Here is a 16795-nt window from a genome sequence, read left to right on the forward strand (position 1 = left end):
ATGCCACGTCGTTCCATCCTGTCCGCCGCCGAGCGGGAAAGCCTGCTGGCGTTGCCGGACTCCAAGGACGACCTGATCCGACATTACACATTCAACGATACCGACCTCTCGATCATCCGACAGCGGCGCGGGCCAGCCAATCGGCTGGGCTTCGCGGTGCAGCTCTGTTACCTGCGCTTTCCCGGCGTCATCCTGGGCGTCGATGAACTACCGTTCCCGCCCTTGTTGAAGCTGGTCGCCGACCAGCTCAAGGTCGGCGTCGAAAGCTGGAACGAGTACGGCCAGCGGGAGCAGACCCGGCGCGAGCACCTGAGCGAGCTGCAAACCGTGTTCGGTTTCCGGCCCTTCACCATGAGCCATTACCGGCAGGCCGTCCAGATGCTGACCGAGCTGGCGATGCAAACCGACAAAGGCATCGTGCTGGCCAGCGCCTTGATCGGGCACCTGCGGCGGCAGTCGGTCATTCTGCCCGCCCTCAACGCCGTCGAGCGGGCGAGTGCAGAGGCGATCACCCGTGCTAACCGGCGCATCTACGACGCCTTGGCCGAACCACTGGCGGACGCGCATCGCCGCCGCCTCGACGATCTGCTCAAGCGCCGGGACAACGGCAAGACGACCTGGTTGGCTTGGTTGCGCCAGTCTCCGGCCAAGCCAAATTCGCGGCATATGCTGGAACACATCGAACGCCTCAAGGCATGGCAGGCACTCGATCTGCCTACCGGCATCGAGCGGCTGGTTCACCAGAACCGCCTGCTCAAGATTGCCCGCGAGGGCGGCCAGATGACACCCGCCGACCTGGCCAAATTCGAGCCGCAACGGCGCTACGCCACTCTCGTGGCGCTGGCCACCGAGGGCATGGCCACCGTCACCGACGAAATCATCGACCTGCACGACCGCATCCTGGGTAAGCTGTTTAACGCTGCCAAGAATAAGCATCAGCAGCAGTTCCAGGCGTCAGGCAAGGCCATCAACGCCAAGGTACGTCTGTACGGGCGCATCGGTCAGGCGCTGATCGACGCCAAGCAATCAGGCCGCGATGCGTTTGCCGCCATCGAGGCCGTCATGTCCTGGGATTCCTTTGCCGAGAGCGTCACCGAGGCGCAGAAGCTCGCGCAACCCGATGACTTCGATTTCCTGCATCGCATCGGCGAGAGCTACGCCACCCTGCGCCGCTATGCACCGGAATTCCTTGCCGTGCTCAAGCTGCGGGCCGCGCCCGCCGCCAAAAACGTGCTTGATGCCATTGAGGTGCTGCGCGGCATGAACACCGACAACGCCCGCAAGCTGCCAGCCGATGCACCGACCGGCTTCATCAAGCCGCGCTGGCAGAAACTGGTGATGACCGACGCCGGCATCGACCGGCGCTACTACGAACTGTGCGCGCTGTCCGAGTTGAAGAACTCCCTGCGCTCGGGCGACATCTGGGTGCAGGGTTCACGCCAGTTCAAGGACTTCGAGGACTACCTGGTACCGCCCGAGAAGTTCACCAGCCTCAAGCAGTCCAGCGAATTGCCGCTGGCCGTGGCCACCGACTGCGAACAATATCTGCATGAGCGGCTGACGCTGCTGGAAGCACAACTTGCCACCGTCAACCGCATGGCGGCAGCCAACGACCTGCCGGATGCCATCATCACCGAGTCGGGCTTGAAGATCACGCCGCTGGATGCGGCGGTGCCCGACACCGCGCAGGCGCTGATAGACCAGACAGCCATGGTCCTGCCGCACGTCAAGATCACCGAACTGCTGCTCGAAGTCGATGAGTGGACGGGCTTCACCCGGCACTTCACGCACTTGAAATCGGGCGATCTGGCCAAGGACAAGAACCTGTTGTTGACCACGATCCTGGCCGACGCGATCAACCTGGGCCTGACCAAGATGGCCGAGTCCTGCCCCGGCACGACCTACGCGAAGCTCGCTTGGCTGCAAGCCTGGCATACCCGCGACGAAACGTACTCGACAGCGTTGGCTGAACTGGTCAACGCTCAGTTTCGGCATCCCTTTGCCGGGCACTGGGGCGATGGCACCACATCATCATCGGACGGACAGAATTTCCGAACCGCTAGCAAGGCAAAGAGCACGGGGCACATCAACCCAAAATATGGCAGCAGCCCAGGACGGACTTTCTACACCCACATCTCCGACCAATACGCGCCATTCCACACCAAGGTGGTCAATGTCGGCCTGCGCGACTCAACCTACGTGCTCGACGGCCTGCTGTACCACGAATCCGACCTGCGGATCGAGGAGCACTACACCGACACGGCGGGCTTCACCGATCACGTCTTCGCCCTGATGCACCTCTTGGGCTTCCGCTTCGCGCCGCGCATCCGCGACCTGGGCGACACCAAGCTCTACATCCCGAAGGGCGATGCCGCCTATGACGCGCTCAAGCCGATGATCGGCGGCACGCTCAACATCAAGCACGTCCGCGCCCATTGGGACGAAATCCTGCGGCTGGCCACCTCGATCAAGCAGGGCACGGTGACGGCCTCGCTGATGCTCAGGAAACTCGGCAGCTACCCGCGCCAGAACGGCTTGGCCGTCGCGCTGCGCGAGTTGGGCCGCATCGAGCGCACGCTGTTCATCCTCGACTGGCTGCAAAGCGTCGAGCTACGCCGCCGCGTGCATGCCGGGCTGAACAAGGGCGAGGCGCGCAATGCGCTGGCCCGTGCCGTGTTCTTCAACCGCCTTGGTGAAATCCGTGACCGCAGTTTCGAGCAGCAGCGCTACCGGGCCAGCGGCCTCAACCTGGTGACGGCGGCCATCGTGCTGTGGAACACGGTCTACCTGGAGCGTGCGGCGCATGCGTTGCGCGGCAATGGTCATGCCGTCGATGACTCGCTATTGCAGTACCTGTCGCCACTCGGCTGGGAGCACATCAACCTGACCGGTGATTACCTATGGCGCAGCAGCGCCAAGATCGGCGCGGGGAAGTTCAGGCCGCTACGGCCTCTGCAACCGGCTTAGCGTGCTTTATTTTCCGTTTTCTGAGACGACCCCTAGTTGTTTGCGGTCTTGCGTGGCAGGGAGCAGGCATCTTTAACTTGCCTTTCACAGTGATGCTATGGACTATCATTAGATTAATTATCGTGGTATCGCTTGTATTTATTACTGGAAAATTCGGTCTATCAAGAGAGTTTACTTTCCCCGCAGCAGCAGTAGGTTTAGCTTTTAGTTTATTCCCTGTCCTTGATCATATTGCGTTAGGTTATTCTGCTAAAAATTTCTATGAAACCACTAATTTTATGGGGCAAACGGTTCGGGAATTTGGTGCCAGTAAAATTACGGTCTGGTGGGGTTCGATTTATGCCAAAATAGCCTATGCTAGCCTTGCAGGTTTAATTGGATATGGTGTTAAGGTCGCCACTGATGATTAAAAAAGAAAAACCAACTTGAAGTTGGTTTTTTTGGCACTGTTGCAAATAGAGATTTGAGTCGATGATGTTCCCTTTAAAAAGTACTTAGAGACCGAAAACCCTGTTGATTAGACACACTTCACCCTGAGGCTGACCATAATAAAATGACGATGCTTGTCCTTTACGTAGTGCACGCATGACTTCAATACCTTTAATTGTGGCATAAGCCGTCTTCATAGATTTGAATCCTAATGTGGCCCTGATGATCCGCTTTAGCTTGCCATGATCACATTCAATCACGTTATTTTTATACTTAATCTGCCTGTGCTCAAGGTCTGGTGGACATTTACCTTCCCGTTTTAACCGTGATAAAGCACGTCCATATGTGGGTGCTTTATCCGTGTTGATCACTTGTGGAATTTGCCACTTCTTCACATTATTTAAAATTTTTCCAAGAAAACAATATGCTGATTTGGTATTACGTCTAGAAGAAAGATAAAAATCAATGGTATCGCCACGTTGATCGACTGCACGATACAGATAAGACCATCGTCCATTCACTTTTACATAGGTTTCATCAATATGCCACGAGCTCAGATCTGTAGGATTACGCCAATACCAGCGTAAACGTTTTTCTATTTCAGGAGCATAACGTTGAACCCAACGGTAAATAGTCGTGTGATCAACATTCACACCCCGTTCGGCCAGCATTTCCTGCAGTTCACGATAGCTAATGCCATATTTACAATACCAGCGCACAGCCCAAAGAATGATTTCGCCCTGAAAATGCCGACCATGGAAAGGATTCATATGCTGCACCTTTAGCTAAAACAGTCTTCAGCTTACCATTCGTGGTTATTTGCAACAGTGCCGCTGACGCACACCATCGCCCACCGGGTGGGTCGCTATCTGGAACGGCAAGGCCTGCTGGAACGGGATGTCGAAAACAGCTATCTGGCCTCGGATGCGGTGGATGACGACCCGATGACACCCCTGCTGGGGCACTCGATCACTTACCGTATCGCTGTCGGTTCACAGGCGGGGCGAAAGGTGTTCACTTTGCAAACTCTGCCGACCAGTGGTGATCCGTTCGGTGACGGGATTGGCAAGGTAGCCGGGTCCAGCCTGCACGCCGGCGTGGCGGCCAGGGCCGATGAACGCAAGAAGCTCGAACGGCTGTGCCGGTACATCAGCCGCCCGGCGGTATCCGAGAAGCGGCTGTCGTTAACACGAGGCGGCAACGTGCGCTACCAGCTCAAGACGCCGTACCGGGACGGCACCACGCACGTCATTTTCGAACCATTGGATTTCATTGCAAGGCTGGCCGCCCTGGTACCGAAGCCCAGAGTCAACCTAACCCGCTTCCACGGGGTGTTCGCACCCAACAGTCGGCACCGGGCGTTGGTCACGCCGGCAAAACGGGGCAGGGGCAACAAGGTCAGGGTGGCTGATGAACCGGCAACACCAGCACAACGGCGAGCGTCGATGACATGGGCGCAACGGCTCAAGCGTGTTTTCAATATCGACATCGAGACCTGCAGCGGCTGCGGCGGCGCCATGAAAGTCATCGCCTGCATTGAAGACCCTATAGTGATCAAGCAGATCCTTGATCACCTGAAGCACAAAGCCGAAACCAGCGGGACCAGGGCGTTACCCGAAAGCCGGGCGCCACCGGCTGAGCTGCTCCTGGGTCTGTTTGACTGACGAGCCTGAAGGCCAACGATACCAATCAAAATGCTGCGTTCACAGCGCCGCGGCAGGGATCCGCCGTGCTGGTTGTCGGAAAAGGAGCCGCTAGTGGGAAAGAGGAGGGTAAATTTTCAGCGTTGCTGGCTCCCCGTCAGCCGGATTGGGTTGCATCGCAGGGGTGTCGAAAGAGTCAACTGCGGTCCAAAGCTGTTGGACTTGGGTGAAAAGGGCGTTTATTCTTCCTATACGTGCCGCGTTCCAGGCGGCGACTATGAGGGCTATGTCGATGCCCATGTGCGCCGGCTGGAGGCGCTACGCCGGGCCGGTATCGTCGAGCGGATCGACGCCGACCAATGGCGCATCCCCGATGATCTGGTCAGCCGTGCCGCCGCCCATGACGCCGGCCGAGACAGTCAGGCCAGCGTTCGCGTCCTTTCCCCGGTCGATCTGAACAAACAGATCGGATCGGACGGCGCGACCTGGCTGGACCGGCGGCTGATCCACGGCGAGACGGCCGACCTTGCGCCAACCGGCTTCGGGCAACAAGTCCGCGAAGCCATGGACCAGCGCCGCGAGCACCATATCGAACAGGGCGACGCCACCCGCAGCCGGGACAGCCGCGTCTTCTACCGGCGCAACCTTCTCGCCATCCTGCGGGAGCGCGAGGTAGCCGGCGTCGGATCGGATATGGCTTTGAGTAAGGGCCTGCCGTTCCGCGCCGCCACGGACGGCGAGAGCGTCAGCGGCAAGTTTACCGGAACCGTGCATCTATCGAGCGGCAAGTTCGCCGTGGTCGAGAAATCCCATGAGTTCACCCTTGTCCCGTGGCGGCCGATCATCGACCGCCAACTCGGCCGCGAGGTTATGGGCATCGTGCAGGGCGGGTCGGTGTCGTGGCAGTTAGGGCGGCAGAGGGGGCTGGAACGCTGAGTGCGCCCATGCCGCATTGCGAAGCAAAAGATAATCGGATAAAATGTAGCAATTCATATTCGTAAGCGTGGAGTAATCAGATGGGAAATTCCAAGTCAGCAGACAAGTAAGCCGCAACAACCAGTATTGTTGTTGCGGCGCTCTGTAAGGCTAGTCTCATCTGATTGCTGACGAGCAGACGTCGCCCGGTATTCCTTAATCGAGGGTTGATTCGTCATGACCACCACACGCCCCGCGTGGGCCTATACGCTGCCGGCAGCACTGCTGCTGATGGCTCCTTTCGACATCCTCGCTTCACTGGCGATGGATATTTATCTCCCTGTCGTTCCAGCGATGCCCGGCATCCTGAACACGACGCCCGCTATGATCCAACTCACGTTGAGCCTCTATATGGTGATGCTCGGCGTGGGCCAGGTGATTTTTGGTCCGCTCTCAGACAGAATCGGGCGACGGCCAATTCTACTTGCGGGCGCAACGGCTTTCGTCATTGCGTCTCTGGGAGCAGCTTGGTCTTCAACTGCACCGGCCTTTGTCGCTTTCCGTCTACTTCAAGCAGTGGGCGCGTCGGCCATGCTGGTGGCGACGTTCGCGACGGTTCGCGACGTTTATGCCAACCGTCCTGAGGGTGTCGTCATCTACGGCCTTTTCAGTTCGATGCTGGCGTTCGTGCCTGCGCTCGGCCCTATCGCCGGAGTATTGATCGGCGAGTTCTTGGGATGGCAGGCGATATTCATTACTTTGGCTATACTGGCGATGCTCGCACTCCTAAATGCGGGTTTCAGGTGGCACGAAACCCGCCCTCTGGATCAAGTCAAGACGCGCCGATCTGTCTTGCCGATCTTCGCGAGTCCGGCTTTTTGGGTTTACACTGTCGGCTTTAGCGCCGGTATGGGCACCTACTTCGTCTTCTTCTCGACGGCTCCCCGTGTGCTCATAGGCCAAGCGGAATATTCCGAGATCGGATTCAGCTTTGCCTTCGCCACTGTCGCGCTTGTAATGATCGTGACAACCCGTTTCGCGAAGTCCTTTGTCGCCAGATGGGGCATCGCAGGATGCGTGGCGCGTGGGATGGCGTTGCTTGTTTGCGGAGCGGTCCTGTTGGGGATCGGCGAACTTTACGGCTCGCCGTCATTCCTCACCTTCATCCTACCGATGTGGGTTGTCGCGGTCGGTATTGTCTTCACGGTGTCCGTTACCGCGAACGGCGCTTTGGCAGAGTTCGACGACATCGCGGGATCAGCGGTCGCGTTCTACTTCTGCGTTCAAAGCCTGATAGTCAGCATTGTCGGGACATTGGCGGTGGCACTTTTAAACGGTGACACAGCGTGGCCCGTGATCTGTTACGCCACGGCGATGGCGGTACTGGTTTCGTTGGGGCTGGTGCTCCTTCGGCTCCGTGGGGCTGCCACCGAGAAGTCGCCAGTCGTCTAACCGACGACTGGTAGCAGGCCCGCTCCGATGCGGCGCACTAACCATCGAAACCTCGTGAATGTCGGTATCCTGTCTGGCAGGATACCGCTCATTTCCCTTGTTCAGTTCATCGCCGTCGCCGAGCATCTGAATTTTCGGCATGCGGCCAAGGCACTTGGTATCAGCCAGTCGAGCGTCAGCGCGCGTGTGAAAGCGCTGGAGGATAACCTTGGTGTCCTGCTATTTGAGCGCCATGCGCGGGGCGTTCGGCTAACAGACGCAGGCAGGCACTTCATGGAGCGTGTCACGGCGGGTGTCGATCAACTCGATCACGCAGTGAAGACCGCGGAGTGACGGGCACTGGCTGGCAATGTCTAGCAACGGCAGGCATTTCGGCTGAGGGTAAAAGAACTTTCCGCTAAGCGATAGACTGTATGTAAACACAGTATTGCAAGGACGCGGAACATGCCTCATGTGGCGGCCAGGACGGCCAGCCGGGATCGGGATACTGGTCGTTACCAGAGCCACCGACCCGAGCAAACCCTTCTCTATCAGATCGTTGACGAGTATTACCCGGCATTCGCTGCGCTTATGGCAGAGCAGGGAAAGGAATTGCCGGGCTATGTGCAACGGGAATTTGAAGAATTTCTCCAATGCGGGCGGCTGGAGCATGGCTTTCTACGGGTTCGCTGCGAGTCTTGCCACGCCGAGCACCTGGTCGCTTTCAGCTGTAAGCGTCGCGGTTTCTGCCCGAGCTGTGGGGCGCGGCGGATGGCCGAAAGTGCCGCCTTGCTGGTTGATGAAGTACTGCCTGAACAACCCATGCGTCAGTGGGTGTTGAGCTTCCCGTTTCAGCTGCGTTTCCTGTTTGCCAGCCGGCCCGAGATCATGGGGTGGGTGCTGGGCATCGTTTACCGCGTCATTGCCACGCACCTGGTCAAGAAAGCGGGCCATACCCACCAAGTGGCCAAGACGGGCGCGGTCACCCTGATCCAGCGTTTTGGATCGGCGCTCAATCTGAATGTTCACTTCCACATGCTGTTTCTCGACGGTGTGTATGTCGAGCAATCCCACGGCTCAGCGCGTTTCCGCTGGGTCAAGGCGCCGACCAGCCCAGAGCTCACCCAGCTGACGCACACCATCGCCCACCGGGTGGGTCGCTATCTGGAACGGCAAGGCCTGCTGGAACGGGATGTCGAAAACAGCTATCTGGCCTCGGATGCGGTGGATGACGACCCGATGACACCCCTGCTGGGGCACTCGATCACTTACCGTATCGCTGTCGGTTCACAGGCGGGGCGAAAGGTGTTCACTTTGCAAACTCTGCCGACCAGTGGTGATCCGTTCGGTGACGGGATTGGCAAGGTAGCCGGGTTCAGCCTGCACGCCGGCGTGGCGGCCAGGGCCGATGAACGCAAGAAGCTCGAACGGCTGTGCCGGTACATCAGCCGCCCGGCGGTATCCGAGAAGCGGCTGTCGTTAACACGAGGCGGCAACGTGCGCTACCAGCTCAAGACGCCGTACCGGGACGGCACCACGCACGTCATTTTCGAACCATTGGATTTCATTGCAAGGCTGGCCGCCCTGGTACCGAAGCCCAGAGTCAACCTAACCCGCTTCCACGGGGTGTTCGCACCCAACAGTCGGCACCGGGCGTTGGTCACGCCGGCAAAACGGGGCAGGGGCAACAAGGTCAGGGTGGCTGATGAACCGGCAACACCAGCACAACGGCGAGCGTCGATGACATGGGCGCAACGGCTCAAGCGTGTTTTCAATATCGACATCGAGACCTGCAGCGGCTGCGGCGGCGCCATGAAAGTCATCGCCTGCATTGAAGACCCTATAGTGATCAAGCAGATCCTTGATCACCTGAAGCACAAAGCCGAAACCAGCGGGACCAGGGCGTTACCCGAAAGCCGGGCGCCACCGGCTGAGCTGCTCCTGGGTCTGTTTGACTGACGAGCCTGAAGGCCAACGATACCAATCAAAATGCTGCGTTCACAGCGCCGCGGCAGGGATCCGCCGTGCTGGTTGTCGGAAAAGGAGCCGCTAGTGGGAAAGAGGAGGGTAAATTTTCAGCGTTGCTGGCTCCCCGTCAGCCGGATTGGGTTGCATCGCAGGGGTGTCGAAAGAGTCAACTGCGGTCCAAAGCTGTTGGACTTGGGTGAAAAGGGCGTTTATTCTTCCTATACGTTGTCGGCAGCGGGCCAAAAAGGAATACGTCCATGCCCATCGAGGTGAAACCGGCTGTGAGCGCGGGTTCAAGCATATAGCCCGACAGGCGCGTATCCTTGCCGATCACGACACGATGGCGGTGGTCACCGCGACGAAAGACACGGCCAGCCGCCATGCCGACGCGCAAGGCGGTTTCCGCCGTCATCGCGCCTTCGTTGGCTTTGCCACGAATACCGTCTGTGCCGAAATATTTGCGCACCATAAGGTCGATTATCCTGTCGTCGGGTCGCCCTCAAAGGGGACATGCCTGCTGAACCGCGAATATAGAGAAATATCCCGAATGTGCAGTTAACGAATTCTTGCGGTTTCTTTCAGCGCCGCCAATACCGCCAGCCCGTCGCGCAAGGGGCGCGGCTCGTGTGTGCGGATGAAGTCAGCTCCACCTGCGGCGGCGGCAAGCTCTGCAGCGAGTGTCGCGGCCCCGACATCCCCCGGACCACGGCCTGTGAGCGCGCGCAGAAAGGATTTGCGCGAAACAGACAGAAGCACCGGCAAATCGAAGCGCAGCCGCAATTCATCGAACCGCGCCAGCACCGAGAGCGAGGTTTCGGGAGCAGCCCCCAGAAAAAACCCCATGCCGGGATCAAGGACAAGGCGGTTGCGTTTGATACCGGCACCCGTCAGCGCCGCGATGCGCGCGTCAAAGAACGCCGCAATGTGATCCATGATGTCGCCAGCGGGTGCCTCGCGCCGATCTGCCTGCCCGTCTTGCACCGAATGCATAACGACGAGTTTGGCAGATGATTTCGCCAATTGCGGATAGAACGCAGCGTCTGGAAAACCGCGAATATCATTGAGATAGGCCACACCACGCGACAAGGCATAGGCTTGCGTCGCGGGTTGATAACTGTCGAGCGAGACGGGAATGCCATCTGCCTTGAGCGCGTCCAGCACCGGCGCGATACGCGCGATTTCTGTGTCGGACGAAACAGGCGCGGCGTCGGGATTGCTGGATGCCGGACCGAGGTCGATCACATCTGCCCCCTCGGCCATCAGCTTACGCGCCTGCGCAATGGCTGCGTCTGGCGCCAGATACCGGCCTCCATCGGAGAAACTGTCCGAGGTTATGTTGACGATGCCGAAAATGATGAGCGATTTATTCATGGGGGCTTCTATAATAATCTCTGTACACGACAAAAATAGATAACTCATTGAAATAATGTCACAATAATTGTTTTCTAACGACGAATACTATGACACATCTCAATGAGTTATATCTTATCTTAAACAAATCTCTAAAATGGAACAAGTCACATTTAAAGTGCTTTGCGCTCATCATGCTTGTGATTATTTTAAAGCAAACATGTAATCTTTCTTCTGCATCTAAAGCCTTGCCCATCAAGTGTTTACCACAATCATTTTATCGACGTATGCAGCGCTTCTTTGCAGGTCAGTATTTTGATTATCGTCAAATTTCTCAGTTGATTTTCAATATGTTTTCATTCGACCAAGTGCAACTGACTTTAGATAGAACCAATTGGAAATGGGGAAAACGAAATATTAATATCCTGATGCTCGCAATCGTTTATCGTGGAATAGCGATACCTATCCTTTGGACATTGCTTAATAAACGTGGAAATTCAGATACGAAAGAGCGTATTGCTTTGATTCAACGCTTTATAGCCATTTTTGGTAAAGACCGTATTGTGAATGTGTTCGCAGACAGAGAGTTTATCGGTGAGCAGTGGTTTACATGGTTAATTGAACAAGACATCAACTTCTGCATTCGTGTTAAAAAAACTTCATTGTCACCAATCATTTAGGAAAGAATCATAAAATTAGTGATTTATTTCGCCATCTTAAAGTTGGTCAAATTGAATGTCGTAAACGACGGATTTTGGTTGGTCGGGTGAAACTATATATAAGTGCACTACAGTTAGAAAATGGAGAGCTTTTACTCGTCGTTTCTCCTCAGTTTAATGCCAATGCTATTCAGGATTATGCATTACGCTGGGAAATTGAAACCTTATTCAGTTGTCTCAAAGGACGCGGGTTTAATCTTGAAAATACGCGCTTGACAGACCCTAGACGAGTGAAAAAATTGATTGCGGTGTTAGCTATAAGCTTCTGTTGGTGTTACTTAACGGGTGAATGGCAACATAATCAAAAAAAAGCGATAAAAATAAAGAAGCATGGACGACTCTCAATGAGTTTATTTCGCTATGGTTTAGACTATGTTCAAATGGCGATTCAGCGTTTAATTGGTTTTGGGAAAAAAGAAGAGTTTAAGGAAATTTTGGCAATTTTAAGAAAGCAGAATCCTGATAGGATAAGGGTTCTGTGAAATTTGTCGTGTACAGAGTATAATAATAATAATCGAGCATGAGTCTCATACGGATGCTCGGGTCGAAAGGGAATCCCCAGGCGAGTAACCTGTTTGCGGTGATCCATTAGCTGCAGGAGCAGAAGAGCATACATCTGGAAGCAAAGCCAGGAAAGCGGCCTATGGAGCTGTGCGGCAGCGCTCAGTAGGCAATTTTTCAAAATATTGTTAAGCCTTTTCTGAGCATGGTATTTTTCATGGTATTACCAATTAGCAGGAAAATAAGCCATTGAATATAAAAGATAAAAATGTCTTGTTTACAATAAAGTGGGAGTAGTAATTTCGTTACTTTGTTTAGAATTTCTTCAGAAATATTTCTTAATAAATCGTGTTTTTCAACAAGCGTAAAATTACTTTCTAAAATCTCTTGTTGTTTAGCTCGAGTTTGGGTATAAGCCCCATAATAAAATTGACGAGGATCTTTAAGCACGTACCAATCTTTCATTTGGATTACAGTACGGCCCTTATCGTAAAGATCAAATTCAGGCTGCCATAAAGGTTTGTAATGAAAATTAATTTCTTCCTGAATATCGTAGGTCGCTTCTTGATAACGTGAAGCTGGTTTATCACCAAATCTTTTTTCAATATAAGCATAAGTATTTCTTAAAGGCTTAACTGAAGATGTTTTAATATCAATTTGCATATAAATCTTCCTGATTTTTTAATAAAGACTAGAGTTTTTATTCTCTAATACCGGCCTGTCCAAATCGCCACTTCATGCGGTCATATTCAATCTTTGCAAAATCATCCGTACTTAGGTGCTGTACTTGATGGTGTGCGCAGAATTCTTCAAAAGCCTTGACTGGCATAATCATTTCTACAGCTAACTCTGGATGGGGTCGTTTGCGGGAGGGGGCGGAATCCTACGCTAAGGCTTTGGCCAGCGATATTCTCCGGTGAGATTGATGTGTTCCCATCCGAGCGGCGAAACATGGGCCAAGAGATCGGGCGATAGCAGCTTTCCATCGCGTTTCTGGTTTGCAACGACCTCGCCGAGCTTCATGGTGTTCCAGAAGATGATGATGGCGGCGAGCAGATTCATGCCGGCGATGCGGTAATGCTGGCCTTCGGCGGAACGGTCGCGGATTTCACCGCGGCGGTGGAAGCTGATTGCCCGCTTCAGCGCATGATGAGCTTCGCCTTTGTTGAGCCCGATCTGGGCACGCCGTTGGAGTTCGGCATCCAGAATCCAGTCGATCATGAACAGGGTGCGCTCGACGCGACCGACTTCCCGCAGGGCTGTCGCGAGCTCGTTCTGCCGCGGATAGGAGGCGAGTTTCCGCAGAATCTGGCTTGGCGCGACGGTCCCGGCAGCAATGGTGGCGGCGATGCGCAGGATGTCGGGCCAATTGCGCTCGATCATGGCTTGGTTGACCTTTCCGCCGATCAACGCTCGCAGGTGCGCCGGGGCGGCCGACGGATTGAACGCGTAGAGCCGTTTGGATGGCAGGTCGCGGATGCGCGGAGCGAACCGGTAGCCGAGAATGGCACATGCGGCAAAGACGTGATCGGTGAAGCCGCCCGTGTCGGTGAACTGCTCGCGGATATGGCGTCCAGCATCGTTCATCAGCAGGCCATCGAGGATGTAAGGCGCTTCGCTTGCCGTTGCAGGAATCACCTGGGTTGCGAACGGCGCATATTGGTCGGAGACGTGGCTATAGGCTTTCAGGCCCGGGGTATTGCCATATTTCGCGTTGACCAGGTTCATGGCCTCACCTTGCTCTGTAGCGACGAAGAACTGTCCGTCGCTCGAAGCCGACGTGCCCATGCCCCAGAACCGGGCCATGGGTAACGCTGCCTGTGCCTCGACCACCATGGCCAGCGCCCGGTCATAGGCTTCGCCCTCGACATGCCACCGTCCAATGCGGATCAATTCCCAGAAGGTGTGGGTGTTTGTCGCATCCGCCATTTTGCGCAAGCCGAGGTTGATCCCTTCCGCCAAGATAACGTTCATTAGCCCGATCCGGTCAGCGCAGGGTGCTCCTGTGCGCAGATGGGTGAACGCTTCGGTGAAGCCGGTCGCCGCATCCACCTCCAGCAGGAGATCGGTGATGCGCGTGGGCGGGATCTGCTTGTAGAGATCGAGCACCAGATCTTCGGCGCCTGTCGGCGCGGCGGCTTCGAGTTTCTCGATATGCAGAACGCCGTTTTCAATCGACCCGCCCGGGATCGTGCCTGCGCGAGCGGCACGGCCAAGCTCGCGCAACCGCATGTCGAGGCGAGCTTGCCGGTCTGCCAGCCATTCCTCCGGCCGCAATGGCACAGCGAGACGACCGCCTTCCGCGATGGATTGTGCCGGAACGAGTGCGTGTTTCAGATCGCCATAGCGCCGGGACCTAGTAAGCCAGACATCTCCGGAGCGGAACGCATGGCCTTGTCGCAAATTCTTCAGGTTAACTCGATGTTGACCATGGGGAGAGAAGTTGCCGCTCCTGATATTGCGGAGCGAGCCGATGATTTTGAATACCATTGCCGAAAAGCTGAAGCGCCAGTCGAAGGATGATTTCAAGGGCAGGCATTTCGAGGCCTGGCTGATTGTACAGGCGGTTGCCTGGTACTTGCGCTACCCGCTCAGCTATCGTGACTTGGAAGAGATGTTTCGCGAGCGGGGCTTCGAGGTCGATCATAGCACGATCAACCGCTGGGTATTGGCTTATGCACCTGTCATCGAGAAACGGCTGCGGCAGTTTCGTCGACCCCATTGCGGCTCGGTCCGGATTGATGAGACCTATGTCAAGATCCGCGGCAAATGGCGCTATCTGTACCGAGCCATCGATAAGCATGGCAATCCGGTGGATTTCCTGCTGACCGCTAAGCGCGATCTCGACGCTGCCAAGCGGTTCTTCCGAAAGATGCTTAAAGATGAACCCTTGTTGTCGCCGAACAGGATTGGGACGGACGGGGCCAACACCTTCCCGTCAACGATCAAAACGTCGGTTGATGATGGGCTTCTCCATCCCGATCCCGTGCATTATGTGACCAAACATCTCCAGCAGGGGATTGAGAGCGACCATTTCCGGGTGAAGAAGAACATGCCGAAGATCGGCGGTTTCCAATCCTTTAACACGGCGCGGCGAACCATCGCGGGTTTCGAGGCGATGCTGTGGCTGCGGAAGGGCTTTGGCTTTTCAGGCGGCTGGACCGTCAATGACCAGAATGATTTGCTTGCGCGCCTCTTCGGACTGCAAAAGGTTAACAAAGCATGAAAATACCGGCCTTGGCTGGGTGATAGCTGCCTCCAAAAGTGTTTGCGACACGCCCGGAACAATTCAGCCACTGCACCCATGTTCCGAGTTGGTGTGGTTTGCGGATCGTATGCCGGCATCTCGTTGCGCAAGATCTGCACCCAATCGGCAGGCACGGGCGGCGATCTCCAATCTGCGGGATCAGTCAGATCACCCGAGTGCGTGGGCATGACAATCGTGCCCTGGGGACCAACACAATCCAGAAGGGCCTGAATCACTGCGACCGGCCCTCCCGCGACCCAGCCGAGCGAGCTTAGCGAACTGTGGACGAGAACTGTGCCACCAAGCGTAAGGCCGTTCTCTCGCATTTGCCTTGCTAGGCTCGCGCGAGTTGCTGGCTGAGGCGTTCTCGAAATCAGCTCTTGTTCGGTCGGCATCTACTCTATTCCTTTGCCCTCGGACGAGTGCTGGGGCGTCGGTTTCCACTATCGGCGAGTACTTCTACACAGCCATCGGTCCAGACGGCCGCGCTTCTGCGGGCGATTTGTGTACGCCCGACAGTCCCGGCTCCGGATCGGACGATTGCGTCGCATCGACCCTGCGCCCAAGCTGCATCATCGAAATTGCCGTCAACCAAGCTCTGATAGAGTTGGTCAAGACCAATGCGGAGCATATACGCCCGGAGCCGCGGCGATCCTGCAAGCTCCGGATGCCTCCGCTCGAAGTAGCGCGTCTGCTGCTCCATACAAGCCAACCACGGCCTCCAGAAGAAGATGTTGGCGACCTCGTATTGGGAATCCCCGAACATCGCCTCGCTCCAGTCAATGACCGCTGTTATGCGGCCATTGTCCGTCAGGACATTGTTGGAGCCGAAATCCGCGTGCACGAGGTGCCGGACTTCGGGGCAGTCCTCGGCCCAAAGCATCAGCTCATCGAGAGCCTGCGCGACGGACGCACTGACGGTGTCGTCCATCACAGTTTGCCAGTGATACACATGGGGATCAGCAATCGCGCATATGAAATCACGCCATGTAGTGTATTGACCGATTCCTTGCGGTCCGAATGGGCCGAACCCGCTCGTCTGGCTAAGATCGGCCGCAGCGATCGCATCCATGGCCTCCGCGACCGGCTGCAGAACAGCGGGCAGTTCGGTTTCAGGCAGGTCTTGCAACGTGACACCCTGTGCACGGCGGGAGATGCAATAGGTCAGGCTCTCGCTGAATTCCCCAATGTCAAGCACTTCCGGAATCGGGAGCGCGGCCGATGCAAAGTGCCGATAAACATAACGATCTTTGTAGAAACCATCGGCGCAGCTATTTACCCGCAGGACATATCCACGCCCTCCTACATCGAAGCTGAAAGCACGAGATTCTTCGCCCTCCGAGAGCTGCATCAGGTCGGAGACGCTGTCGAACTTTTCGATCAGAAACTTCTCGACAGACGTCGCGGTGAGTTCAGGCTTTTTCATATCTCATTGCCCCCGGACGAGCGTCTGCTCCGCCATTCGCCGTCCGCCGTGCCAATCGGATCAGCCGTCCAAATGCGGGATTTTCGTTAGTCGGAGGCCAAACGGCATTGAGCGTCAGCATATCATCAGCGAGCTGAAGAAAGACAATCCCCGATCCGCTCCACGTGTTGCCCCAGCAATCAGCGCGACCTTGCCCCTC

The 16795-nt window shown here is 56.0% G+C and carries 13 protein-coding genes and 4 pseudogenes; 9 read left to right on the forward strand and 8 right to left on the reverse strand.

Translation table 11 applies throughout. From position 1 onward, the window contains the following. Together EOS97_RS25240 and EOS97_RS25245 are read left to right on the forward strand one after the other, a co-directional pair. Complete coding sequence (locus tag EOS97_RS25240) at positions 1–2967, forward strand: Tn3-like element TnAs3 family transposase (RefSeq protein ID WP_001138064.1); 2967 nt, start codon at positions 1–3, stop codon at positions 2965–2967. Then, positions 2901–3377, forward strand: a complete 477-nt coding sequence (locus EOS97_RS25245; protein ID WP_223171565.1) for a hypothetical protein — start codon at positions 2901–2903, stop codon at positions 3375–3377. The genes EOS97_RS25240 and EOS97_RS25245 overlap by 67 nt, the downstream gene beginning before the upstream one ends. Before the next feature lie 84 nt (positions 3378–3461). Here EOS97_RS25245 and EOS97_RS25250 read toward each other — a convergent pair whose 3' ends face one another. Continuing rightward, positions 3462–4166: an IS6-like element IS1006 family transposase gene (locus tag EOS97_RS25250; protein ID WP_001067784.1), complete on the reverse strand. Its 705-nt coding sequence runs from the start codon at positions 4164–4166 to the stop codon at positions 3462–3464. Between the two features lie 63 nt (positions 4167–4229). On the opposite strand from EOS97_RS25250, the pseudogene EOS97_RS25255 reads away from it, so the two are divergent. The 5 genes and pseudogenes from EOS97_RS25255 to EOS97_RS25275 all read left to right on the forward strand — a co-directional run. Then, positions 4230–5060 (forward strand): annotated as a pseudogene (locus tag EOS97_RS25255) (IS91-like element ISVsa3 family transposase); the annotation flags it as partial. Between the two features lie 30 nt (positions 5061–5090). Further along, a complete protein-coding gene (locus tag EOS97_RS27320; RefSeq protein ID WP_001447541.1) occupies positions 5091–5975 on the forward strand; it encodes a DUF3363 domain-containing protein in 885 nt (294 codons plus the stop codon). A gap of 216 nt (positions 5976–6191) precedes the next feature. Then, positions 6192–7406 carry a chloramphenicol/florfenicol efflux MFS transporter FloR gene (floR, locus tag EOS97_RS25265; RefSeq protein WP_000214122.1) on the forward strand — a complete coding sequence of 405 codons (1215 nt, stop codon included), beginning with the start codon at positions 6192–6194 and terminating at the stop codon, positions 7404–7406. Between the two features lie 27 nt (positions 7407–7433). Beyond that, positions 7434–7739 carry a LysR family transcriptional regulator gene (locus tag EOS97_RS25270; protein WP_001255015.1) on the forward strand — a complete coding sequence of 102 codons (306 nt, stop codon included), beginning with the start codon at positions 7434–7436 and terminating at the stop codon, positions 7737–7739. A gap of 111 nt (positions 7740–7850) precedes the next feature. Further along, entirely contained in the window at positions 7851–9344 is a 1494-nt protein-coding gene (locus EOS97_RS25275) for an IS91-like element ISVsa3 family transposase (RefSeq protein ID WP_015344975.1), read from the forward strand. A gap of 235 nt (positions 9345–9579) precedes the next feature. On the opposite strand, the pseudogene glmM reads toward EOS97_RS25275, so the two are convergent. Next, positions 9580–9822: pseudogene (gene glmM / locus EOS97_RS25285) on the reverse strand (phosphoglucosamine mutase); the annotation flags it as partial. An 86-nt stretch (positions 9823–9908) separates the two neighbouring features. Then, on the reverse strand, positions 9909–10724 hold the full coding sequence (gene sul2 / locus EOS97_RS25290) for a sulfonamide-resistant dihydropteroate synthase Sul2 (protein WP_001043260.1): 816 nt from the start codon (positions 10722–10724) through the stop codon (positions 9909–9911). A gap of 89 nt (positions 10725–10813) precedes the next feature. Here sul2 and EOS97_RS25295 point away from each other — a divergent pair. Further along, a protein-coding gene (locus tag EOS97_RS25295) for an IS4-like element ISAba1 family transposase (RefSeq protein WP_085940648.1) occupies positions 10814–11904 on the forward strand; the annotation gives its coding sequence in 2 pieces (ribosomal slippage) (positions 10814–11354 and positions 11354–11904; 1092 coding nt in all). Between the two features lie 196 nt (positions 11905–12100). On the opposite strand, the gene EOS97_RS25305 is transcribed toward EOS97_RS25295, so the two are convergent. The 3 genes and pseudogenes from EOS97_RS25305 to EOS97_RS25315 form a co-directional block, all read right to left on the reverse strand. Then, a complete protein-coding gene (locus EOS97_RS25305; RefSeq protein ID WP_006581703.1) occupies positions 12101–12586 on the reverse strand; it encodes a hypothetical protein in 486 nt (161 codons plus the stop codon). A 37-nt stretch (positions 12587–12623) separates the two neighbouring features. Beyond that, positions 12624–12758: a phenol hydroxylase subunit gene (locus EOS97_RS27545; RefSeq protein ID WP_223231885.1), complete on the reverse strand. Its 135-nt coding sequence runs from the start codon at positions 12756–12758 to the stop codon at positions 12624–12626. Positions 12759–12811: 53 nt separating this feature from the next. Then, a pseudogene (locus EOS97_RS25315) lies at positions 12812–14335 on the reverse strand (Tn3 family transposase); the annotation flags it as partial. 61 nt (positions 14336–14396) lie between these two features. Here EOS97_RS25315 and EOS97_RS25320 point away from each other — a divergent pair. Beyond that, positions 14397–15149: an IS6 family transposase gene (locus tag EOS97_RS25320; protein ID WP_000602738.1), complete on the forward strand. Its 753-nt coding sequence runs from the start codon at positions 14397–14399 to the stop codon at positions 15147–15149. A gap of 110 nt (positions 15150–15259) precedes the next feature. Here the strand turns inward: EOS97_RS25320 and EOS97_RS25325 are convergent. Then, positions 15260–15565, reverse strand: a pseudogene (locus EOS97_RS25325) (AAC(3) family N-acetyltransferase); the annotation flags it as partial. Between the two features lie 5 nt (positions 15566–15570). After that, a complete protein-coding gene (gene aph(4)-Ia / locus EOS97_RS25330) occupies positions 15571–16596 on the reverse strand; it encodes an aminoglycoside O-phosphotransferase APH(4)-Ia (RefSeq protein ID WP_000742814.1) in 1026 nt (341 codons plus the stop codon). Positions 16597–16795: the final 199 nt, after the last annotated feature.

It is taken from the genome of Salmonella sp. SSDFZ54 (assembly GCF_004010735.1).
In the GTDB taxonomy this organism is placed as follows: Bacteria; Pseudomonadota; Gammaproteobacteria; order Enterobacterales; family Enterobacteriaceae; genus Salmonella; species Salmonella enterica.